Source organism: Modestobacter excelsi, from assembly GCF_005930495.1.
Classification (GTDB): Bacteria; Actinomycetota; Actinomycetes; order Mycobacteriales; family Geodermatophilaceae; genus Modestobacter; species Modestobacter excelsi.
Genome location: NZ_SJEX01000005.1, coordinates 49,656 through 66,956 on the forward strand (window position 1 = coordinate 49,656; position 17,301 = coordinate 66,956).

Genomic DNA, 17,301 nt, shown 5'->3' on the forward strand with positions numbered 1-17,301 from the left:
ATCCGCACTGCGGCGACCGTAACAGCGCTAGGTGATCGCGCAGCTGCATTTCGTCACACCTGCACCTGCGGTCACGCTGGTTGAAGATCCGGGTGTCGCTGTTCCTGAATGGGCGATGACGGATGGCATGGTCCGCGACGTTGGTCTTTCGTCGGTCACTAGGGGTTGCCAGATGTCCGTTCGCGTTGTCTTTCTCCACGGCGTGGGCGCGAGTCCGACGACGCTGGCCTGGCTCCCAGCCCTCAACGCCAACCTGGTCCAGCTCGGTGCGGATGAGTTGGACGAGTCGTCTGTCTGTCTGCCTCAGTACAGCGATCTGCTGTCGACCGCCAACATCGGCGCCCCGTTGCCGCCGCTCACCTACAAGTCCGTCAACGAGATCGCAGAGGGTCGGGCTTACGAACTTCGGCAGGCCCGTTTGGAGCGCTGGCTGAAAGCCGACGCAGAAGCGTCCGGGATGGGCTGGGACGTCGTGCCGACATCTGTCGTGGACTTCGCCGTCTGGGCCGCTCTTGGTCTCAAGCCTGCCGAGGTGCTTGACCAGGCAGCCCGCTACGTCACGGACGACAAGCTCCGTGGAGCGGTGCTGAAGCGCGTGCTGGTGCAGTTCCCATCGGCCGGCTCGGTGGTGGTGATCGGGCACAGCCTCGGGTCTCTGATCGCCATCGACCTGTTGGACCAGTTGCCCCCCGACGTCCACGTGAAGCGCCTCATCACCATGGGCAGTCCTGCCGGATCGCGGACGGTGCATGACAAGGGGGAGCGGTTGCTCCGCAAGTTCCCGCACATGCGGGTTGACGACTGGGTCAACTTCTACGGTGTCGGCGACGTGATCACCGGAGGGCGCGGACTCGGCGCCGTGTTCCCAGAAGCACATGACGTCCGGCTGGCGATCGGCGCCAGCCATGAGGCGGTCTATTACTTCCAGCGACCACTCGTGGCGGAGGTGGTGGCTGATGCACGCGCACCGCGCAGCTCGGACGTCGTTCCCGCATCCCCGCTCGTCGAGGCAGATGCTGACGCCACGGAGGTGCTCAGCCTCTTTGGTCTGACGTTCGCGCACCACGTGGCTGAGAACATCGTGGACGACGAGAAGCAGCAGCGGTACCGGCAGGCTCTCTCCGTTGTGCAGGCGGAGATGGCACAGGAGCTTCGTGAGCGAGCCGAAGCGGATGGTCGGCCAGTATCGGCGGCGGTTGCCGCGCTGGTGAACGCAGCCCGGCCGCGCCTCGCACACGTGTCCCGTCTCGAGGATGTGCTCGACGTGCTCGTCATCGGCGCGATGACCAATCTGGTTGCCCCCTACGAGATCAACGCAAGTCGCGCCGTCGAGGGAGCGATGCGGGACATGTGCGTCGACCTCGGGCTGCGCGGCAAGTGGGGACTGGACGTGTACCAGGCTGTCGTCGCCGTGAAATCGGTGGTTCGTGACGTCAGCGGGCTTCGTTGGCCCGCCATCGCTCTTGGCGCCGCCGGCGTTGCGCTCAGCGCGGCTGGGCCCTTGGGGATGGCTCTGTGGACGCGGGACCGTCGGACCGATGCGGCCGCCGACATGTTGCACGCTCCGGGGGCCCTCAGCGATGGCAGCAAATTCTCGGCCATGGCCGCCGCACTCGGTCAAGCGGAAAGTAAGGCATCGGCTGCTACCACGCCCATCGCTCAGCTAGCCACGGACCTCGTGATTCGAGTGGCTGTAGAGCAAGCGCGGGACAACGTCCCCGGCGTGAGGCGAAACGATGAAGCCTGGTTCCTCTTAGCTGAGAAGGAAAGGGACATCGCTGCGGAACTGCGGAAGCTCTCTACCTTCAGCGACCCTGGCGGAGCCGGTATCGGGGAGCTGAAGCAGAAGCAGGAACTGGTCAAACGCCTGATCAACTACATGATCGAGAACGGCCTCGGACCGGACGGCTCAGACGCGTGAGCTCCACGCTCAGATGGTTGGACTTCTCCGCCGAGGAGCAACGCCGGACCCGCGAGATGCTGCGGCTCTTCGAGGAGAAGGAGAGCCGCGACGAGCTGGGCATCGGCCAGGTGCGCGACGCCTTCTCGGACCTGCTCTTTCCCGGCACCTCGGTGCTGCTGACCCGCGCTCGGTACTTCCTCATCATCCCGTGGTGCGGTCAGTACGCGGACAGCACCGCGCACTACCGGCGGGGACGGCAGACCCTGGACATGGTCGAGCGCAAGGCGCTGGTGGCGCTCAAGGCCGCAGCGCCGGGCGAGCCGGGGATCATCGGCGCGTACGCCGGTACCGCGGTGAAGAACCTGCCCTCCGTCCTCTACAAGCAGGCGCTTGAGCGCTACGGCATTGCTCGCCCCGCCGTCGAGAGCGGTGTCCTCGCCGAGGAAGGGGTGGGGGAGCACGTCACCCGCGACGCACCCGGTCAATGGGTGTCCTCACTGCCGGCAGCGCCGTCAGGGTTTCCCGACGCCATCGACGGTGGGGTGCGGCTGTCGCGGGAGGAGGCAAGATGGTTGCAGGACCAGATCACCGCAGCCACCCCGGACTCCTACCTGACGCACGTCCTGCTGTCCGATTGGCTCGTGGAAGGCGTGGAGTGGCCGTGGAGCCACCCCGCTGTCGAGACCGCGCCGGCTGAGATGGCAGCGGTCGTCGACGACGCAGAGCTCTTTTCCCTGGCGATGCACGGCGCGGCGCTGCTCTACAACCTGCTCATCAGCGAGTGGTACGAGAGCAAGGAGTTGAGCAACGTCGCTGACCCGGTGGAGGCCTACCGGGAGGCCCTGGCCGATTGGGCCGACCAAGTGCTCGCGCATCCGAAGCGGAACTCGTGGGACACCGGCGCCATGTGGCGGCGGGTGATGAGGCAGAACCCGCGCGTCGAGGGCAATGTCCGCGCCCGCCGGTTCATCAGCGACTGGCTCGACGTCTTCGTCCGCGGCGAAGTCGATTCACTTGCGGACGACCATGCACTCCGGCAGCTCATCAAACAGCGCGAACGCGCCATCAAGGGCGCGCAGTCGCGACTGGCCAACGAGAAGCTCCTGCGCAGCTGGGCCGGTGCCTCCGGCAGCCGGCGGCTGGCCTACCGATGGGGCAACGTGGCCGGGCTCATCGCCGACATCCACGACGGATTGGAGTCGTCCGATGCTCGAGCCTGACGGCCGCTCACTGCTGCTCGACTCTCTCCGCCCGCCGGAGGGATACCGACTCGACTACGGCGTGGCGACGACCTTCACGCTGCACCTCGACACGGCCCTGTCGGTCCCACTGTCGTTCCTGTCCCGGCGGCTGGCGGACTCCGGTGACCCCATCGCCCTCATGGAGGCAGTCCGGGCAGCGGCTGACCGGCTCGACGTCTTCCACCAGGCCGGCATGATCGCCATGCCACCCTCGCGGTCGCCCATCTTCTCCTTCCTCGAGCCGGTGTTGCACGCGGTGCGCCGACCCAAGGCAGGACATCTGTTCCACCCCAAGCTGTGGGTTCTCCGGTACCTCGCGGACGACGATGCCAGCGACGTCCGCATGCGGCTGATCGTGCCCAGCCGCAACCTCACGGCCGACCGCAGCTGGGATCTCTGTCTCCAGCTGGACGGGCAGCTCAGCCCAGAGCCCCTCGAGATCAACGGTCCGATCGCCGACCTGCTGACCGCGTTGCCTGGCATGTGCCTGTCAGCCATGCCCCCCGAGCGCACGTCGCGACTCGACGCTCTAGCGAGCGACCTCCAGCGGACAGAGTGGGAATTACCCGAGCACGTCGAAGAAATCTACTTCGACGTCCTGCGCCCCGGACACTCCCTGAGCGACGACTTCTTCGTCGGCGATCAGCACCTGGTCATCTCGCCCTTCTGCACTGACGGCGGGCTTGCCACCGTCACCGGCGGCACGCCGGCGACGGTCGTCAGCCGGCAGGAGAGCCTCGACGCGCTGACCGCGGGCGTCCTCGATCGACACGAGGCATTCGTCCTCGATCCGCTGACCAGCGAGATGGAGGACAAGGGGGACGGCGCCGAGCTGAGCGCAACCGGACTGACCGGTCTACACGCCAAGTGCTTCATCCTGCGATACGGCAAGGAGGCGTGGATCCGGGTTGGTTCGGCCAACGCCACGGAAGCCGCCTTCAACGGCAACGTCGAGATCCTCGTCTCGCTTGTCGGGTCGGCGGCGAAGCTGGGGGTGCTCGATCTCTTCAAGCCCGAGAGTTCGCTGCGGAGCATCCTCACGGAGTACTCACCGCAGACGGCCACTGATGAGGACGACGTCGCAGATCAGCTCGGCGACCTGCTGGTCGATCTCGCCAGTGGCAAGTTCACCGCCTGGGTCCAGACGACGGACGACGGTCACCGGGTGCGCCTGCAAGGCCCTGGCCTACCGCCGCTGCCGGCCGGGGCACGCGTCACCGTCCGCCCCGTCACGGTGCCCGAGTTCGCCGCCGAGGTGCCGCCGGAGCAGCTCATCGATGTCACGTTCGGGCCCATGGAGATCGACCAGATCTCGGCCTTCATGATCATCACAGCGACGACTCAGGACGGTGTCACGGTGAGCGCCGTCGTCCTCGCTGACCTCGTCGGCGCACCGGAGAACCGCCTCGACGAGATCATCGCCCGGCAGGTGGACACCCCGGAGAAGTTCCTCCGCTTCCTCGCGCTGCTGCTCGGCATGGGACAGCCCGCCTGGGCGGCGGGGATGGCGCCGGCGGGAAGCGCCGGCGCATCCGCCGGAACCGCATTCGAGGCACCGGGGTTGCTGGAGCTGCTGATGCGTGCGCTCGTCGAGCATCCGGATCGGCTGGACGACCTGGCCCGCCTCGTCAAGCGGCTCGGCGCGCAGACAGACCGGGGGAGCGTCCTCCCGGACGGGTTCAGTGATATCTGGGCGGTCGTGGACGCCGTTCGCCAGGACAAGGAGATTGCCGCGTGACGCGCTTTGATGCCGGCCCGGTGCTCGCCGGACTCAAGGACTTTCAGCGAGCCACGGTTGAGCACGTGGCTCGCCGGTTCTTCGCCGATCCTCAACCGACGCGGCGCTTCCTCGTCGCCGACGAGACGGGCCTGGGGAAGAGCGTCGTGGCCCGCGGTGTCATCGCCAAGACGCTCGAGCACCTCCAGGACGACGACTCGGTCGACCGCATCGACGTCGTCTACATCTGCTCGAACGCCGACATCGCCCGGCAGAACCTCGCCCGACTGGAGGTCACCGGTAGCCGGGCCACGCACATGTCCACGCGCTTGACGATGCTGGCCATGCACACCGCGTCGTTGAACGGCGCCGCGTCGGACATGATCGACAAGCCGGTCAACCTCGTCGCGTTCACGCCCGGGACGAGCTTCGAGCAGGGCTGGCGAACGGGACAGGCCGAAGAGCGAGCTCTCATCTACCTGTTGTTGGAGGAGCAACTGGGACTCTCCGGCTGGGCCCGCCGCAGCGCCCTCCAGGCGCTCCGGGCCACCACCCGGTCCTACGGACGGTTCGAGGACGTCGTCGAGAACCTCCGTTGGACCTTGAACGGCGGCCCTGATCCCGTCATCGCGGAAGCCTTCGGGCGGGGGATCAAGGAGGACGACCTCGCGCGGCGCGCTGAGGAGTTGTTCGACGACGTCGGCCGACGCCACGAACTCTCCGGCGAACTCCGGCAACGCGCGACCGGGCTGATCGGAGAACTCCGGGGCCGGCTTGCGCGGGCTTCGATCGAGTCCTTGGAACCCGACCTCGTCATCCTCGACGAGTTCCAGCGGTTCAAGAACCTGCTTTCGGTGGAGCAGGGCGGTGAGAGTGCCGAGCTGGCTCGAGAGCTCTTCGACTACGGCCAGGCCAAGGTCCTGCTGCTGTCGGCGACGCCGTACAAGCCCTTCACGTTGGAGCAGGAACGGCTTGCTACGGGGGAGAGTCACCACAAGGACTTCCTGGAGACGCTGCGTTTCCTCAACGGGGACCCGGACTGGCTGAACCAGGTGGACGGGGCGCTGGCGGACTACCGCGATGCCCTGTCGCGCGCCGCTTCCGCCTCGGAGTCTGCAGGGCGTGTTCGGGAGCTCCTCACGACCGTCATGACACGGGCCGAGCGTCCGCGCCTCGGCACCGGGGAGATGGTGCAGGAGCGGCGCACCGAGCTCGCCGACCTGACCGCGGACGACGTCCGCGGGTACGTGCGGCTCCGCGAGCTCGCCTCCGCACTCGACGCCAACGCGACACTCGAGTACTGGAAGTCGGCGCCCTACTTCATCAACTTCGTCGAGGGCTACCAGCTCGGCGACAAGCTGAAGAAGGCACTCGCAGACGGCGTCACACCCGGTGTCCGGGAGCTGGCCGCGCGTACCCAGCAGCTCGACACTGCGGCCATCTCGTCGTTCAAGCCCATGGATCTGGGCAACGCCCGGCTGCGCCGTCTCGCCGAGGACACAGTCGACAAGGGCTGGGCGGAGCTGCTCTGGCTGCCGCCGTCCATGCCGTACTTCACGCTCGGGGCGCCCTTTGCACAGCACGCCGCTGCTGGCATCACCAAACGCCTGATCTTCTCGTCGTGGTCGGCGACGCCCACGGCCATCGCAGGGTTGCTCAGCTACGAGGCAGAGCGTCGCATCGCCGGCGACGTGCTGACGGAGAACTCCGTGCAGGCCCGTGCCTCGGTCGCCAGCCGGCTGGACTACCGCCTCGACGACGGCCGGCCTGCGGCGATGAGTGCTCTCGCGTTGTTCTGGCCGCATCCGGAACTGGCGCGGCTGGGCGATCCGTTGACCGTTGCCCGTTCGCGCCCCGGTGAGATGTTGAGTGCAGCCCAGCTCGAGGGTCTTGTCCGGGATGCACTGCAGGTCTCGTCGACAGAGGAGGGAGTCCCGGAGCAGGACGGCGACACCGCGGTGTGGGGTCGCTTCTTCGCCTGGCCCGGAGCCCTTCCCGACGATGTCGGCGCCGATCTGTTGCCCCTTCTGGCGGGCAGTTCCGCGGAGTTCGCGCCAGGGGCCTCGCAGGATGACGTGGAGAGCCGCGCCGGTTTGAGCGGCCACGTCGAGCAGGCTCTCCGGACGATCGCCAGCGGCGGCTCAGCCGGCCTCCAGCGCCGGAACAGTCTCGCCAGGGACGTCGTCCGGCTGGCCGTGCACGCGCCCGGCAACATCGCGTGGCGGGCACTCGCCCGCGTCCTCGACGAGAGGGACGACGTCACCGCCGGTGAGCACTGGCGCGCGGCAGCACACCTGGCTGCTGGCCTCCGGTCGCTGTTCAACCGCCTGGAGAGCACGCTCATCATCGGCCAAGGCGATGGTGGCGGCGCCTACTGGCGTGCAGTCCTGAAGTACTGCGCCGCTGGCAACCTGCAGGCCGTCCTCGACGAGTACGTGCACCACCTGCGGAGCTCGCTGTCCGACGCGCCGCTGACCGGGGAGACGCTGTTCGACCTCGCGGATGACATGGTCAGCGCGCTCACCCTGCGCGTGGCGAACTACGGGCCCTACTACCCGCTCGATGAGCACGGGCCTCGGCTGCGCAGCCGCTTCGCGCTCCGTTACGGGTCGGCGCGGGGGACAGCTGCCGACGCCGCCGAGGGCGTGCAGGCCCGTCAGCAGGATGTGCGCTCGGCGTTCAACAGCCCGTTCTGGCCGTTCGTCCTGGCGACCACCTCGGCTGGCCAGGAGGGCATCGACTTCCACTGGTGGTGCTCGGCAATCGTCCACTGGAACACCCCGGCGAACCCGGTCGACTTCGAACAGCGCGAGGGGCGGGTGCACCGATTCGGTGGCCACGCCGTGCGACGCAACGTGGCGGCGGCCCACCGAGAAGAAGCGCTCAGCTCTGAGGCCTCGGATCCGTGGAAGGCGGCTTACGACGCCGCAAACGAGGCGACTCGGGAGCAAGGTGACTTCGCGCCGTACTGGGTCTACGGCGGCGATGCCAAGATCGAGCGGCACGTGTACCCGTACGCCTTGAGCCTTGACGGGCCGCGTTATGACCGGCTGAAGCGGGACCTGGCCCTCTACCGACTCGCCTTCGGGCAGCCTCGTCAGGAAGACCTGCTGAAGCTGCTCGATCGGCGGAGTGACGAGGAGATCGACGCCACCGACGTCATAGACCTGCGGGCGCCCTCGCGAGTGGGCCACGGCGATGGACTATGACTGCCGAGCCACCGGAGCAATTCGGGCGCTTCCTCTTGACATTCTCATGGCACGAGGCCGCCGAGCTGTGCTGGCGGCTTAGGGCACAGGATCTACGAGACTGCCCGGCTGGGGTCAACGACTGTCTGGCGATCATGCGACCCCGTCTCACTGTTGACTCGGTTCAGGACGCCCGCGCCGGAGAGGGCAGGACGACCTGCCTCCCAGCGATCATCGCTGCCAGAAGTCCCGGCGATGTGAAGTTGGTAAAGAGTTGACGATCGACGACCTCACAACTGAAGGCTCACTTGTCGGGCGGAGATGGCGAAGCTACTCGTCGGAATGACTCGTATCCGACAGGAATGATCCAGGTCGCCTTTTTGTGATCTGCTGATGGCGGTCTCTAGCGGGGGAGTGAAGAAGGTTGTTCGGGTACACGGCGGAACAGGTCAGGGCTAGTTGCGGGTACCACCCCGAAGCGCGGGACGCATCGGATCTAGCCGGGGTCGTTCCTGGTATCGACGCTCTGTTCGTCGGACCACCTCGGTTGGAGCAGCGCGACCTTTTTGGGGAGGTTCGTCACCTGAACCAGCCAGAAGTGGAGCTCCCCGAGGGGGTGTACTGGTTCTCACGATCCACGCAAACCCGGTCCATGGTCGTCTCTCGTGGCGCGCCGGCCGGCACGAGCCAGCGCGTCGAAAGTGATGCGCTCTCGGAGGATCACGCCCTGCGCGACGCAGAGGCGTGGATGGACCACCTCTGGCCGCTCGGAGCCGATGTTCCCACTCCGCAGTTTGCGGTCAACGACGACGTCATGGTCATCAATTCGGGCCGTGACCACCCTGTGCGGGCCCGCCGGTTTGCGGCTGGGCAATGGATTTACGAACTGCGGGTGGACGGACGGCAAATCGCCTTCGGCGAGGACATGCTGACTGGGCTGCAGTCCAGTGACACGGTCCATGACTGGATCCGTCAGTCTCCCGACACTGCTCGTCGGCTGAGCGCCACGCTGACGCGCGCGAAGCTCGCCGGCGCTTTCACCGACACGCTCTTCTCGTTCCGCGCGACGCGGACCCTCTTTCGCCCCTACCAGTTCCGCCCGGTCATTCGGATGCTCGAGTCGGGCAAGTCCCGCATCCTCATCGCCGACGAGGTCGGGTTGGGCAAGACCATCGAGGCAGGCCTCGTGTGGACGGAGCTAGAGGCGCGGAAGTCCGCCGATCGAGTGCTCGTTGTGTGCCCGGCATCGCTGGTCGCCAAGTGGCGTCGCGAGATGGAGGACCGGTTCGGCTTCCAGCTGATTGAGCTATCGGGAGCCGCAGCCAGCGATTTCGAGCAGCGAGCACGGGAGAACCGCCTGCCGCGACGCTTCGCTTACATCGTCAGCCTCGAGCGTCTTCGCATGTGGGAATCGATGGAGGAGCTGGCCAGTCTGGCGGGGCCGTTGAGTCTCGTCATCGTTGACGAGGCCCACAACATGAGGAACGTGAGCACTGCGTCTCATCAGGCGGGGACGCTGTTGAGCGAATGGGCTGAGGCGCTCGTCTTACTGACGGCGACACCCATCAACCTGCGCAACGAGGACCTGTACAACCTGCTGGACTTGCTTTCTCCGGGCGACTTCGGTGACGCCGGATCCATGGAGCTGCAGCTGGAACCCAACGTCGTCCTCAACCGCGTGGGTGGCCTCCTCGCAGCTCCAGGTGTCGAAGGCGCGACTCGGCTACGAGCGCTGGACCAGATGCGCTCCCTCTCCATGGGGCGACCTTTGGTCAGTCGGAGCGAATTCGCGTCACTGCGCGAGATCGTGGGACGAGACGACCTGAGTCCGCGAGACATCGTGCAGGCACGGCGCTACCTCGCCGAGCTCAACGTCCTGTCCTCCGTCTTCACCCGCACTCGACGGGTTGAGGTGGACGAGAAGAAGGCCGTACGGCACGCCATGGACACGCAAGTCGTGTGGACCCCCGCGGAGTTGCGGTTCTATGACGAGTACGTCACGTGGTGCCGCAATCGTGCTGCGGCCGCTGGTCAGCCGCCGGGCTTTGCGATGCAGATGCCTCTGCGCTTGGCTTCTGCCTGTCTGCCGGCTGCACGGGCAGCGGTTCTGCGGTGGAGCGTCGAGGACGAAGTCGCAGACGAGGACTCGACAGTGCTGCCGGCGACGTCGAAGGCTCCGATGCTTAGGCCTCACGCGGAACTTCTGCAGGCGGCAGATGCCATCGCCGACGTCGATAGCAAGTTCGACGCCGTCGCTCCAAAGCTGCTTGATGTGGTCAATGCGGGACGTCGAGCGCTGCTCTTCACCTTCTCGCGCCCGACGCTCGCCTACCTGGAACGCCGGCTACGGGATCAGTGCCGGGTTGCCGTTCTCCACGGTGGCGTCGACCGCGACCGCAGGAACGAGGTCATCGCCGACTTCCGAGCAGGCCGGTACGACCTCGTGCTGGCCAACAAGGTCGCAAGCGAAGGGTTGGACTTCGAGTTCTGCTCGGTGATCGTGAACTACGACTTGCCGTGGAATCCCATGGAGGTCGAGCAGCGCATCGGACGCATCGATCGGATCGGACAGGCGGAGGAGAGAATCTCTATCCTCAACGTCTGGTGCCCTGCGGCTCTCGACGATCGCATCAAGCAGCGCCTCCTCTCTCGAATCGGGGTCTTTGAGGGCAGCATCGGGGCGCTGGAGCCAATCGTGACGGACCACCTCAAGGCACTCCAAGACGTCGTCTTCGACTTCGCTTTGAGTGACGAACAAAGAGCAGCGAAGGCCGACCATGCCCTGGCCGCCATCGAGGAGCAGCGCAGCAGCCTCGAAGATCTCGCGACGGCCACGCCCTTCCTGCTAGGGGCATCGACCACAGATGTCGCCGGCCTGGAACAGGACCTCGTGGCCTCAGGTCGCTATGTAGGCACGGCGGAGCTCCAACACGTGCTCGAAGACTGGGCTTCTTTTTGCCAAGCTCCCCCTCCCGTGGTGATTGACCAGGGAGTGGGTCTGCGCCTCCGGGGAAACCGGGACATGGCCGACCGACTTCACCGCCTCGTCGTCGACGAACGGTTGAGCCGCGAAGAGGCTGGCCGATACGAACGCGCTCTCCGGAACGAGGAGGAGTTGCACCTCGTGCTTGACCAGGAGACCGCACGGACGAGCCAGACAATGGACCTGCTGTCGGCGCGACACCCGCTCGTCTTGGCTGCTGTCAACGTCCCCGAACATCGTCGTGCTCGCTTCGCGATTGTCCGTGTGGCGGCCCGGGGAGAGCTGGAGCCGGGAACCTACGTCGTCGAGCTGGCGGTGGCGCGGTGGGAGGCGCCGCGCGCGGGCCAGGAGATCTGGGGAACTGCCGTCGGGGCCGATGGTCGGCCGGCTGGCGACGAGTACGTGGATGTCCTGCTCGCGAGACTGGCCACCGGTGGGCTGCAGGAGGGGCTGCGGCCGGTCCCGGACTCGCTTGGTAGGTGCGTGGACTCCCTACAGGGGCTCATGGACGACCGGATGCTCCGCGAGAATGAGCGACGCCGACGCGAGATCACTGCGCTCATCGAGTCTCGCCGAGTCCTGCTCAAAGACCAGCACGAGCGGGCGCGTGCCTCAATCCATGCGCGCCGACGCACGGCTCACGAGCGGGGCAAGAGCCGAGGCGTAAAGCTCTTCGACAGCCAGTTGGCTAGCCGCGAGGAGGCTCACCGGCAGACGTTGAGCGAGCTGGACAAGACTGGCACGCCCGACGTGACGGTGTCTCCGCTCGCCATTTGTGTCTTGGAGGTGGGCTAGTGAGCGTGCCGGATCCGGCCGTCCTCGCCGACGAGCGGGCGCGCAACAAGCGGTACGTGCAGACGCTGACGGACAAGGCCAGCCGAGTGGTTCGAATTGCCAAGCCTCGCGTATCCGACGACACCAAGAACAGGAAGGGGGTGAGGCAGCTCGAACGGCCGATTCCGCAACCATTTGTCGGACGGATGGGTCTGGCTGCACCAGACCCCCTCCTGCAGACAGACAGCATCTACATCGGGCAGTGGTATGCCCGCGAACGCGACTTCGTGGTCATCAGTTGGGCCGCACCTGCGGCGGATGCCTTTTACGGCCACGGCCCCGGTGCGGACCTGCTCGGCGACGTGCAAGTCACGAGGGCCTTCACGCCTCGCGGTGACGAGATCGTGGCCTACGACGACGAGCGCCGGGACTCGGGAGACGGCGAGACGGCCTTCGATCGCAAGGCGGCACTGGTGGTGCCGCGGCCGCCGGCGCGCGCTCGAGATGCAACGGCTGCCGTTGTCAGCCCGCGCGCGGCTGCGCCTCCATACAGGAAGGCGATCGCTACGCAGCCGGCTGAGCGATCGGTCCCAGCCTCGGCGCCGGCCGATCCGGCTACGAGCGGGCGAGGGACGCCGATCGGTTCGCGCGAGCCTGACGCAACAGCCCTTCGGCACAGGAAGGCGCTGCTTCGGACCTTGGCCATCCCTCGGCGGGCAGGGCTCCAGCAGGTGCTAGCGACTCTGCAGCCGCGGCAACACGACCTGGTCAAGTGGGATTCAGCGAGACCACTCGTGGTCCAGGGTCACCCCGGTGCCGGGAAGACGATCGTCGCGGTTCACCGCGCCGCTTACCTGATGCACCCGGACCGGGAGGGTGCTCCAGTCGCGGGCAAGGTGCTCCTCCTCGGGCCCACCGAGAATTACGTGAAGCACACGACGCATGCCGTCCGAGACCTCGTGCCAGATGGCGGGGTCATCGTTCGCAGTCTCGGTGAGCTCTTCCAGAAGCTCGTTCCCGATCTGGACGTCAGACGCGCAGCTGAGGACGGCCGCGCCGAGACCTACCAGGACTTCGATACGGGGCTCTGCACCTTGGTGGATTCGGCCGCAGGAATGTTGCGCCGGCGAGGCGGCCTCGACGAGGCCAAATCGAGGTCCGAGGCGGCGCGCATGATCTACGAGGAGCTGCACGCCAAGGCGGTTTTCGCCTCGCCGGACTGGATTCCTTACCTCCGCGCGTTACCAGACTGGAGCACGGCTCTGTGCACCGAACGTCTGTCGCCGCTCCTGGCCTATTGCGCGTTGGCTTCAGGCTTGCATCGCTTCGAGTCGCCGGGGCACGTCATCGTCGACGAGGCTCAGGACGTGCGACCGATCGAGTGGCGCATTCTCCGCTCACTGGTGCGCCCGAATGTCGGCTGGACCCTGGTTGGTGACATGAACCAGCGCCGCTCGGACCACAGCAGCCTGTCTTGGAAGCAAAGCCTCGAGTTCCTGAATCTCGCCGTTGACACCCACATCGAGGACTACCGAAGCGTCTTCAGATCAACAACGGCGATCCACAAGTTCGCAGGGCACCTCCTGCCGAGCCAGGAGCGACATGGCGTGCCCGTGCAGGAGGAGGGACGTCGCCCAACCATCTTGAAAGTGCGTCCGGCCGACATGTCCACGGCGATCGTCACAGCTGGGGCCAAGCTGGCACGAGAGCACCCCGGAGGTACGGTGGCTGCTATCGGCGTTGAGCATTCTTCGCTGCGTGCGGCATTCGCCAGACACGGTTGGCGGGCGCGTGCGGCGGGCAGCGATGAATACTCGGATGGGCAGCTCACCGTGCGGGTGCTCTCTGCGAATGATGCCCGGGGCTTGGAATTCGATGGTGTCGTTGTAGTCGAGCCGATCGACTTCCCCAAGAACTTGGGGCGTCACGGACTCCTCTACACAAGCCTGACACGAGCCAATCGTTCCCTCGCGGTCGTGCACTCCAAGGCACTTCCGGACCAACTCCGGCGCGCCCCCGCCGACCGAATCGACTGAGTCGTCGAGTCGAGAGCGCTGTGCCATCCAGGGCGATCGTGCTGCGAGAACACCGGTGAACCATCGCTTGTAGCGCGCGAAACTCGGTACCAGCCGAGATACCCGAGTTGTAAAGCCGCGGCGTCGATCTGCCAGGAGCGATTGCAAGTTTGCGCATTCTCACGCGGTTCAGTCGCGCTTCGCTCCGCACTCTTGTCAGCCGCGAAGAGCCGTCCCATTTCTCTGTCGTAGCTTGATCACGCGACTCTCGCCGCGTGGAAGATGTCGCCAGGAAGTGCATGGTCGAGGTGCCAGAGGATGCGCATCGGGCGCTCGCCGGTGTGCGAGACGTAGGACATCGGGCCGGCGTACATGTACGGCGGAGTGCCGAGTGTTCCGTCAGCGGTCTTGGTCTCGCGGACGAAGAGGTGCACCGACGTCCCCATGTCCCGGTGATGGATGTACCGCTGGCCCGTTGGCGACTGTTCGGCTGTTGTGTTCTGTGACTCCCACTGGAAGAGCGTTGGAGAGATGGCGTGGTCGGCGTACATCGTGGTGGGAGAGAAGTGCGCCTCCGTCTTCACCAACGTCACGAAGAAGACGTCCGCCTGGTCACCGGGCACCCACCGCACTCCCGACCCCCACGTTCCGTTGAGGTCGTCCATGCCGAAGGCAGCGAGAGCCTCGTCACGGCTGTAGCGGGCGTGGACATGCAGCGGACGAGGGCCGGCCAGCTCCAGAGCCGGCGCCACGCGGTGGATGCGGTCTTGGAGCACGCCGCTCAGTTCAAGGAGCTCCTCGGGGCGGCCCGCGTTCGCGAGCAGCCGCGTCAGGGTTTCTTCCACCGTGCTGAACGGCGTCCTGGCGCCGTAGAGCGAGAAGTGCAGCATCGCGGCCATGCGCCGCACCCGCTCGGTCGCGTCGAGGGGAGCCGCTCCCTGTTGGGTGAGCACACGAAGGAAGCGCAGCCGTTCCAGGTCGTCGATGTGCAACATGCGGCCGAAGGCGCCGCCCAACGCCCGGTCGTCCTCGCCTGGCTCAGCGTCATCCCAGCCGGCCGCTCGCTTCAGGTCCAGCCAGCTGCGTCTGTTGCCGCGGTACAGGTCTTCGAGCTCGACCCCCGACTCCTCGAGGAAGGCCGACATGCTCGGCCCCTGCTGAGTCTTCGCTTCGTTGACCAAGCCCTTCCACGACACAGTCAGCGACTGCTTGATGTTGTCGAGGACGATGCGTTGCGCCACCCGGTCCAGCTCGATGTGGCATCCGGCCGGAAGGTTTGGGAACTCCTGCTCGACCTCGCGCTGTAGTCCTCGCCTCGAGGCGCCAGTGAGCGCACGGAAGCGCAGATCGAAGCGGAACTCCTGGTGCTGGGCGCCGATGAAGTCGAGGACAGTCAGGCACGCCTTGCCTTCGGACAGGCGGAGCCCGCGGCCGAGCTGCTGCAGGAACACCGTCGCGCTCTCCGTCGGTCGGAGGAACAGCACCGTGTCGACGGCGGGCAAGTCGATGCCCTCGTTGAACAGGTCGACGGTGAAGAGGACGTTGACCGTTCCATTACGCAAGGCCGCCAGGGCGGCGGTGCGTTCGGCACCCCCGGTCTGCGAAGTGATGGCCAGGCTTGGGATGCCAGCGTCGGTGAACCGCTGCGCCATGAACTGAGCGTGCTGGATGCTCACGCAGAACCCGAGGGCTCTCATGCGTCCCGGGGCGTCGACCTTGTCTTTGACAGCCTGCAAGATGAGCCGCACGCGGTGGTCGTCGCCGGTGTAGACGTTGCTCAACTCGGTGACGTCATAGCCGCGACCGCGCTTCCACTGCAGTTGCTGCAGCGCGACGTCGTCGTGGATGCCGAAGTACTGGAACGGCGCCAGCAGGCCTTGGTCCAATGCCTCCCAGAGCCGCAGCTCCACGGCCGTGCGGCCGTCGAACCAGCTGCGGACGTCGGCGCCATCAGTTCGTTCAGGTGTCGCAGTCAGGCCGAGGAGCACCTTCGGCTGCAGGTGATCGAGCAGCCGACGGTAGGTGGTGGCCATCGCATGGTGGAACTCATCGACGACGACCAGGTCGAAGCGCGCGGGGTCGAGCTGCGCGAGGTCCAACTGGGCAAGGGACTGGACCGACGCGAAGACGTGCCGCCAGTCCCGTGGGCGCTCGCCATCCACCAGCAGCTCGCCGAAGTCACCGCGCCGGAGCACGTGCCGGAACGTCGACCGGCTCTGGGTCAGCAGCTCCTTCCGGTGAGCAATGAAGAGGACTGAGTCCACAGTGCCGGCGGCGAGCAGCCGCCGGTAGTCGAGCGCCGAGACGACGGTCTTCCCTGTGCCGGTGGCCATGACGACGAGGTTCCGCCAGCGACCGTGGATGGCCCGCTCGGCATCAAGTTCGTCGAGGATCTCTTGTTGGTAGCCGAACGGTCGGACGTCGAGTGTCGCGATCTCGAGTGGCAGGTCCCTGCTGCTGCCTCGCTCAGCACTCAAAGCCTGGCTCAGCCGTTCGCCGTCCCGCTCCGGGTCGTACGACTCGAAGGACTGGTCCTCCCAGTAGCTGTCGAACGTGTCCGCGAAGGTCTCGAGCAGGTGCGCCTGCTCGACGTTGGAGAGTCGGACGTTCCACTCCAACCCGTCGGTGAGCGCCGGCGCAGAGAGGTTGGACGAACCCACGTAGCCAGTCGAGAGTCCGGTCGCCCGGTGGAACAGCCACGCCTTCGCATGCAGCCGGGTCGTCCTGGTTTCGTACGAGATCTTCACCTCGGCGCCGAGTTCGACGAGTCGGTCGAGCGCTCGCTGGTCGGTGGCGCCGATGTACGTCGTGGTGATGACGCGCATCCGGCCGCCGCGGCGTCGAAGGTCCGCGAGGCCCTTCTCCAGGATGCGGAGACCCTGCCACTTGATGAAGGCACACAGCAGGTCGACTCGGTCGGCCGAGGCGAGCTCGCGATTGACCTCGTGGCCGATGCGGGGCTGACCGCGACCGTTGACCAGCAAGGCACTCGCTGACAGCGGTACCTCGGGTCGTTCGGGAAACGTGATCGGTCCGGGGGTGCTGGGTGGGTCTACGACCGCGAGCACAGACCGTCCGGGCTCCGCAATCTCGTCCTCCGCAGCAGCTGCGGGCGCCAGTGCACCGACGGCCTTGACGATGCTGTTCGCCAGGTCAACCTGTCGCGCGACACCAGCCTGATCATCGCCGCCGGCAATACGAAGGGCGCGGCTGACCAGCCGCGTGACATGTCGGGTCAGCGCCTCATGCGCCTCTCCTGGGTCAAGAGCCGCCAACTGCACCAGTGTCTGATCCGCCGTAGACAGCTGCTCGGCCAGGCCCGTTGTTACCAGGTGCTCATAGATTCCTGCGCGCACATCCCCCATGTGCTCAACGTAGCTGGGCCGTCACCGCTATCGGTTGAGCGGCCAGTGAACGCCGCCGATGAACGCCGCCAGCTACGGCGACTGCGCCAGGTGGCTACGGCTTCGCAGACCAGAG

Annotated in this window: 7 protein-coding genes; 6 read left to right on the top strand and 1 reads right to left on the bottom strand. The window is 66.4% G+C overall.

The window, feature by feature from the left end; genetic code table 11:
• Positions 1 to 31: 31 nt before the first annotated feature.
• From FHL80_RS03295 to FHL80_RS03320, 6 genes are all read left to right on the top strand, one after another.
• On the top strand, positions 32 to 1,921 hold the full coding sequence (locus FHL80_RS03295) for an alpha/beta hydrolase family protein (protein ID WP_138732034.1): 1,890 nt from the start codon (positions 32 to 34) through the stop codon (positions 1,919 to 1,921).
• Positions 1,918 to 3,123, top strand: a complete 1,206-nt coding sequence (locus tag FHL80_RS03300; RefSeq protein WP_281283424.1) for a DUF6361 family protein — start codon at positions 1,918 to 1,920, stop codon at positions 3,121 to 3,123. Before FHL80_RS03295 ends, FHL80_RS03300 begins: the two co-directional genes overlap by 4 nt.
• A complete protein-coding gene (locus FHL80_RS03305) occupies positions 3,110 to 4,882 on the top strand; it encodes a phospholipase D family protein (RefSeq protein WP_138732036.1) in 1,773 nt (590 codons plus the stop codon). The genes FHL80_RS03300 and FHL80_RS03305 overlap by 14 nt, the downstream gene beginning before the upstream one ends.
• Positions 4,879 to 8,070 (top strand): C-terminal helicase domain-containing protein, encoded by a 3,192-nt coding sequence (locus tag FHL80_RS03310; protein WP_138732037.1) that lies wholly within the window; start codon positions 4,879 to 4,881, stop codon positions 8,068 to 8,070. Before FHL80_RS03305 ends, FHL80_RS03310 begins: the two co-directional genes overlap by 4 nt.
• A 526-nt stretch (positions 8,071 to 8,596) precedes the next feature.
• Entirely contained in the window at positions 8,597 to 11,827 is a 3,231-nt protein-coding gene (locus tag FHL80_RS03315; protein WP_138732038.1) for a DEAD/DEAH box helicase, read from the top strand.
• Positions 11,827 to 13,842 carry an AAA family ATPase gene (locus tag FHL80_RS03320; RefSeq protein ID WP_138732039.1) on the top strand — a complete coding sequence of 672 codons (2,016 nt, stop codon included), beginning with the start codon at positions 11,827 to 11,829 and terminating at the stop codon, positions 13,840 to 13,842. The genes FHL80_RS03315 and FHL80_RS03320 overlap by 1 nt, the downstream gene beginning before the upstream one ends.
• A 236-nt stretch (positions 13,843 to 14,078) precedes the next feature.
• Here FHL80_RS03320 and FHL80_RS03325 read toward each other — a convergent pair whose 3' ends face one another.
• A complete protein-coding gene (locus tag FHL80_RS03325) occupies positions 14,079 to 17,186 on the bottom strand; it encodes a DEAD/DEAH box helicase (RefSeq protein ID WP_138732040.1) in 3,108 nt (1,035 codons plus the stop codon).
• Positions 17,187 to 17,301 lie beyond the last annotated feature (115 nt).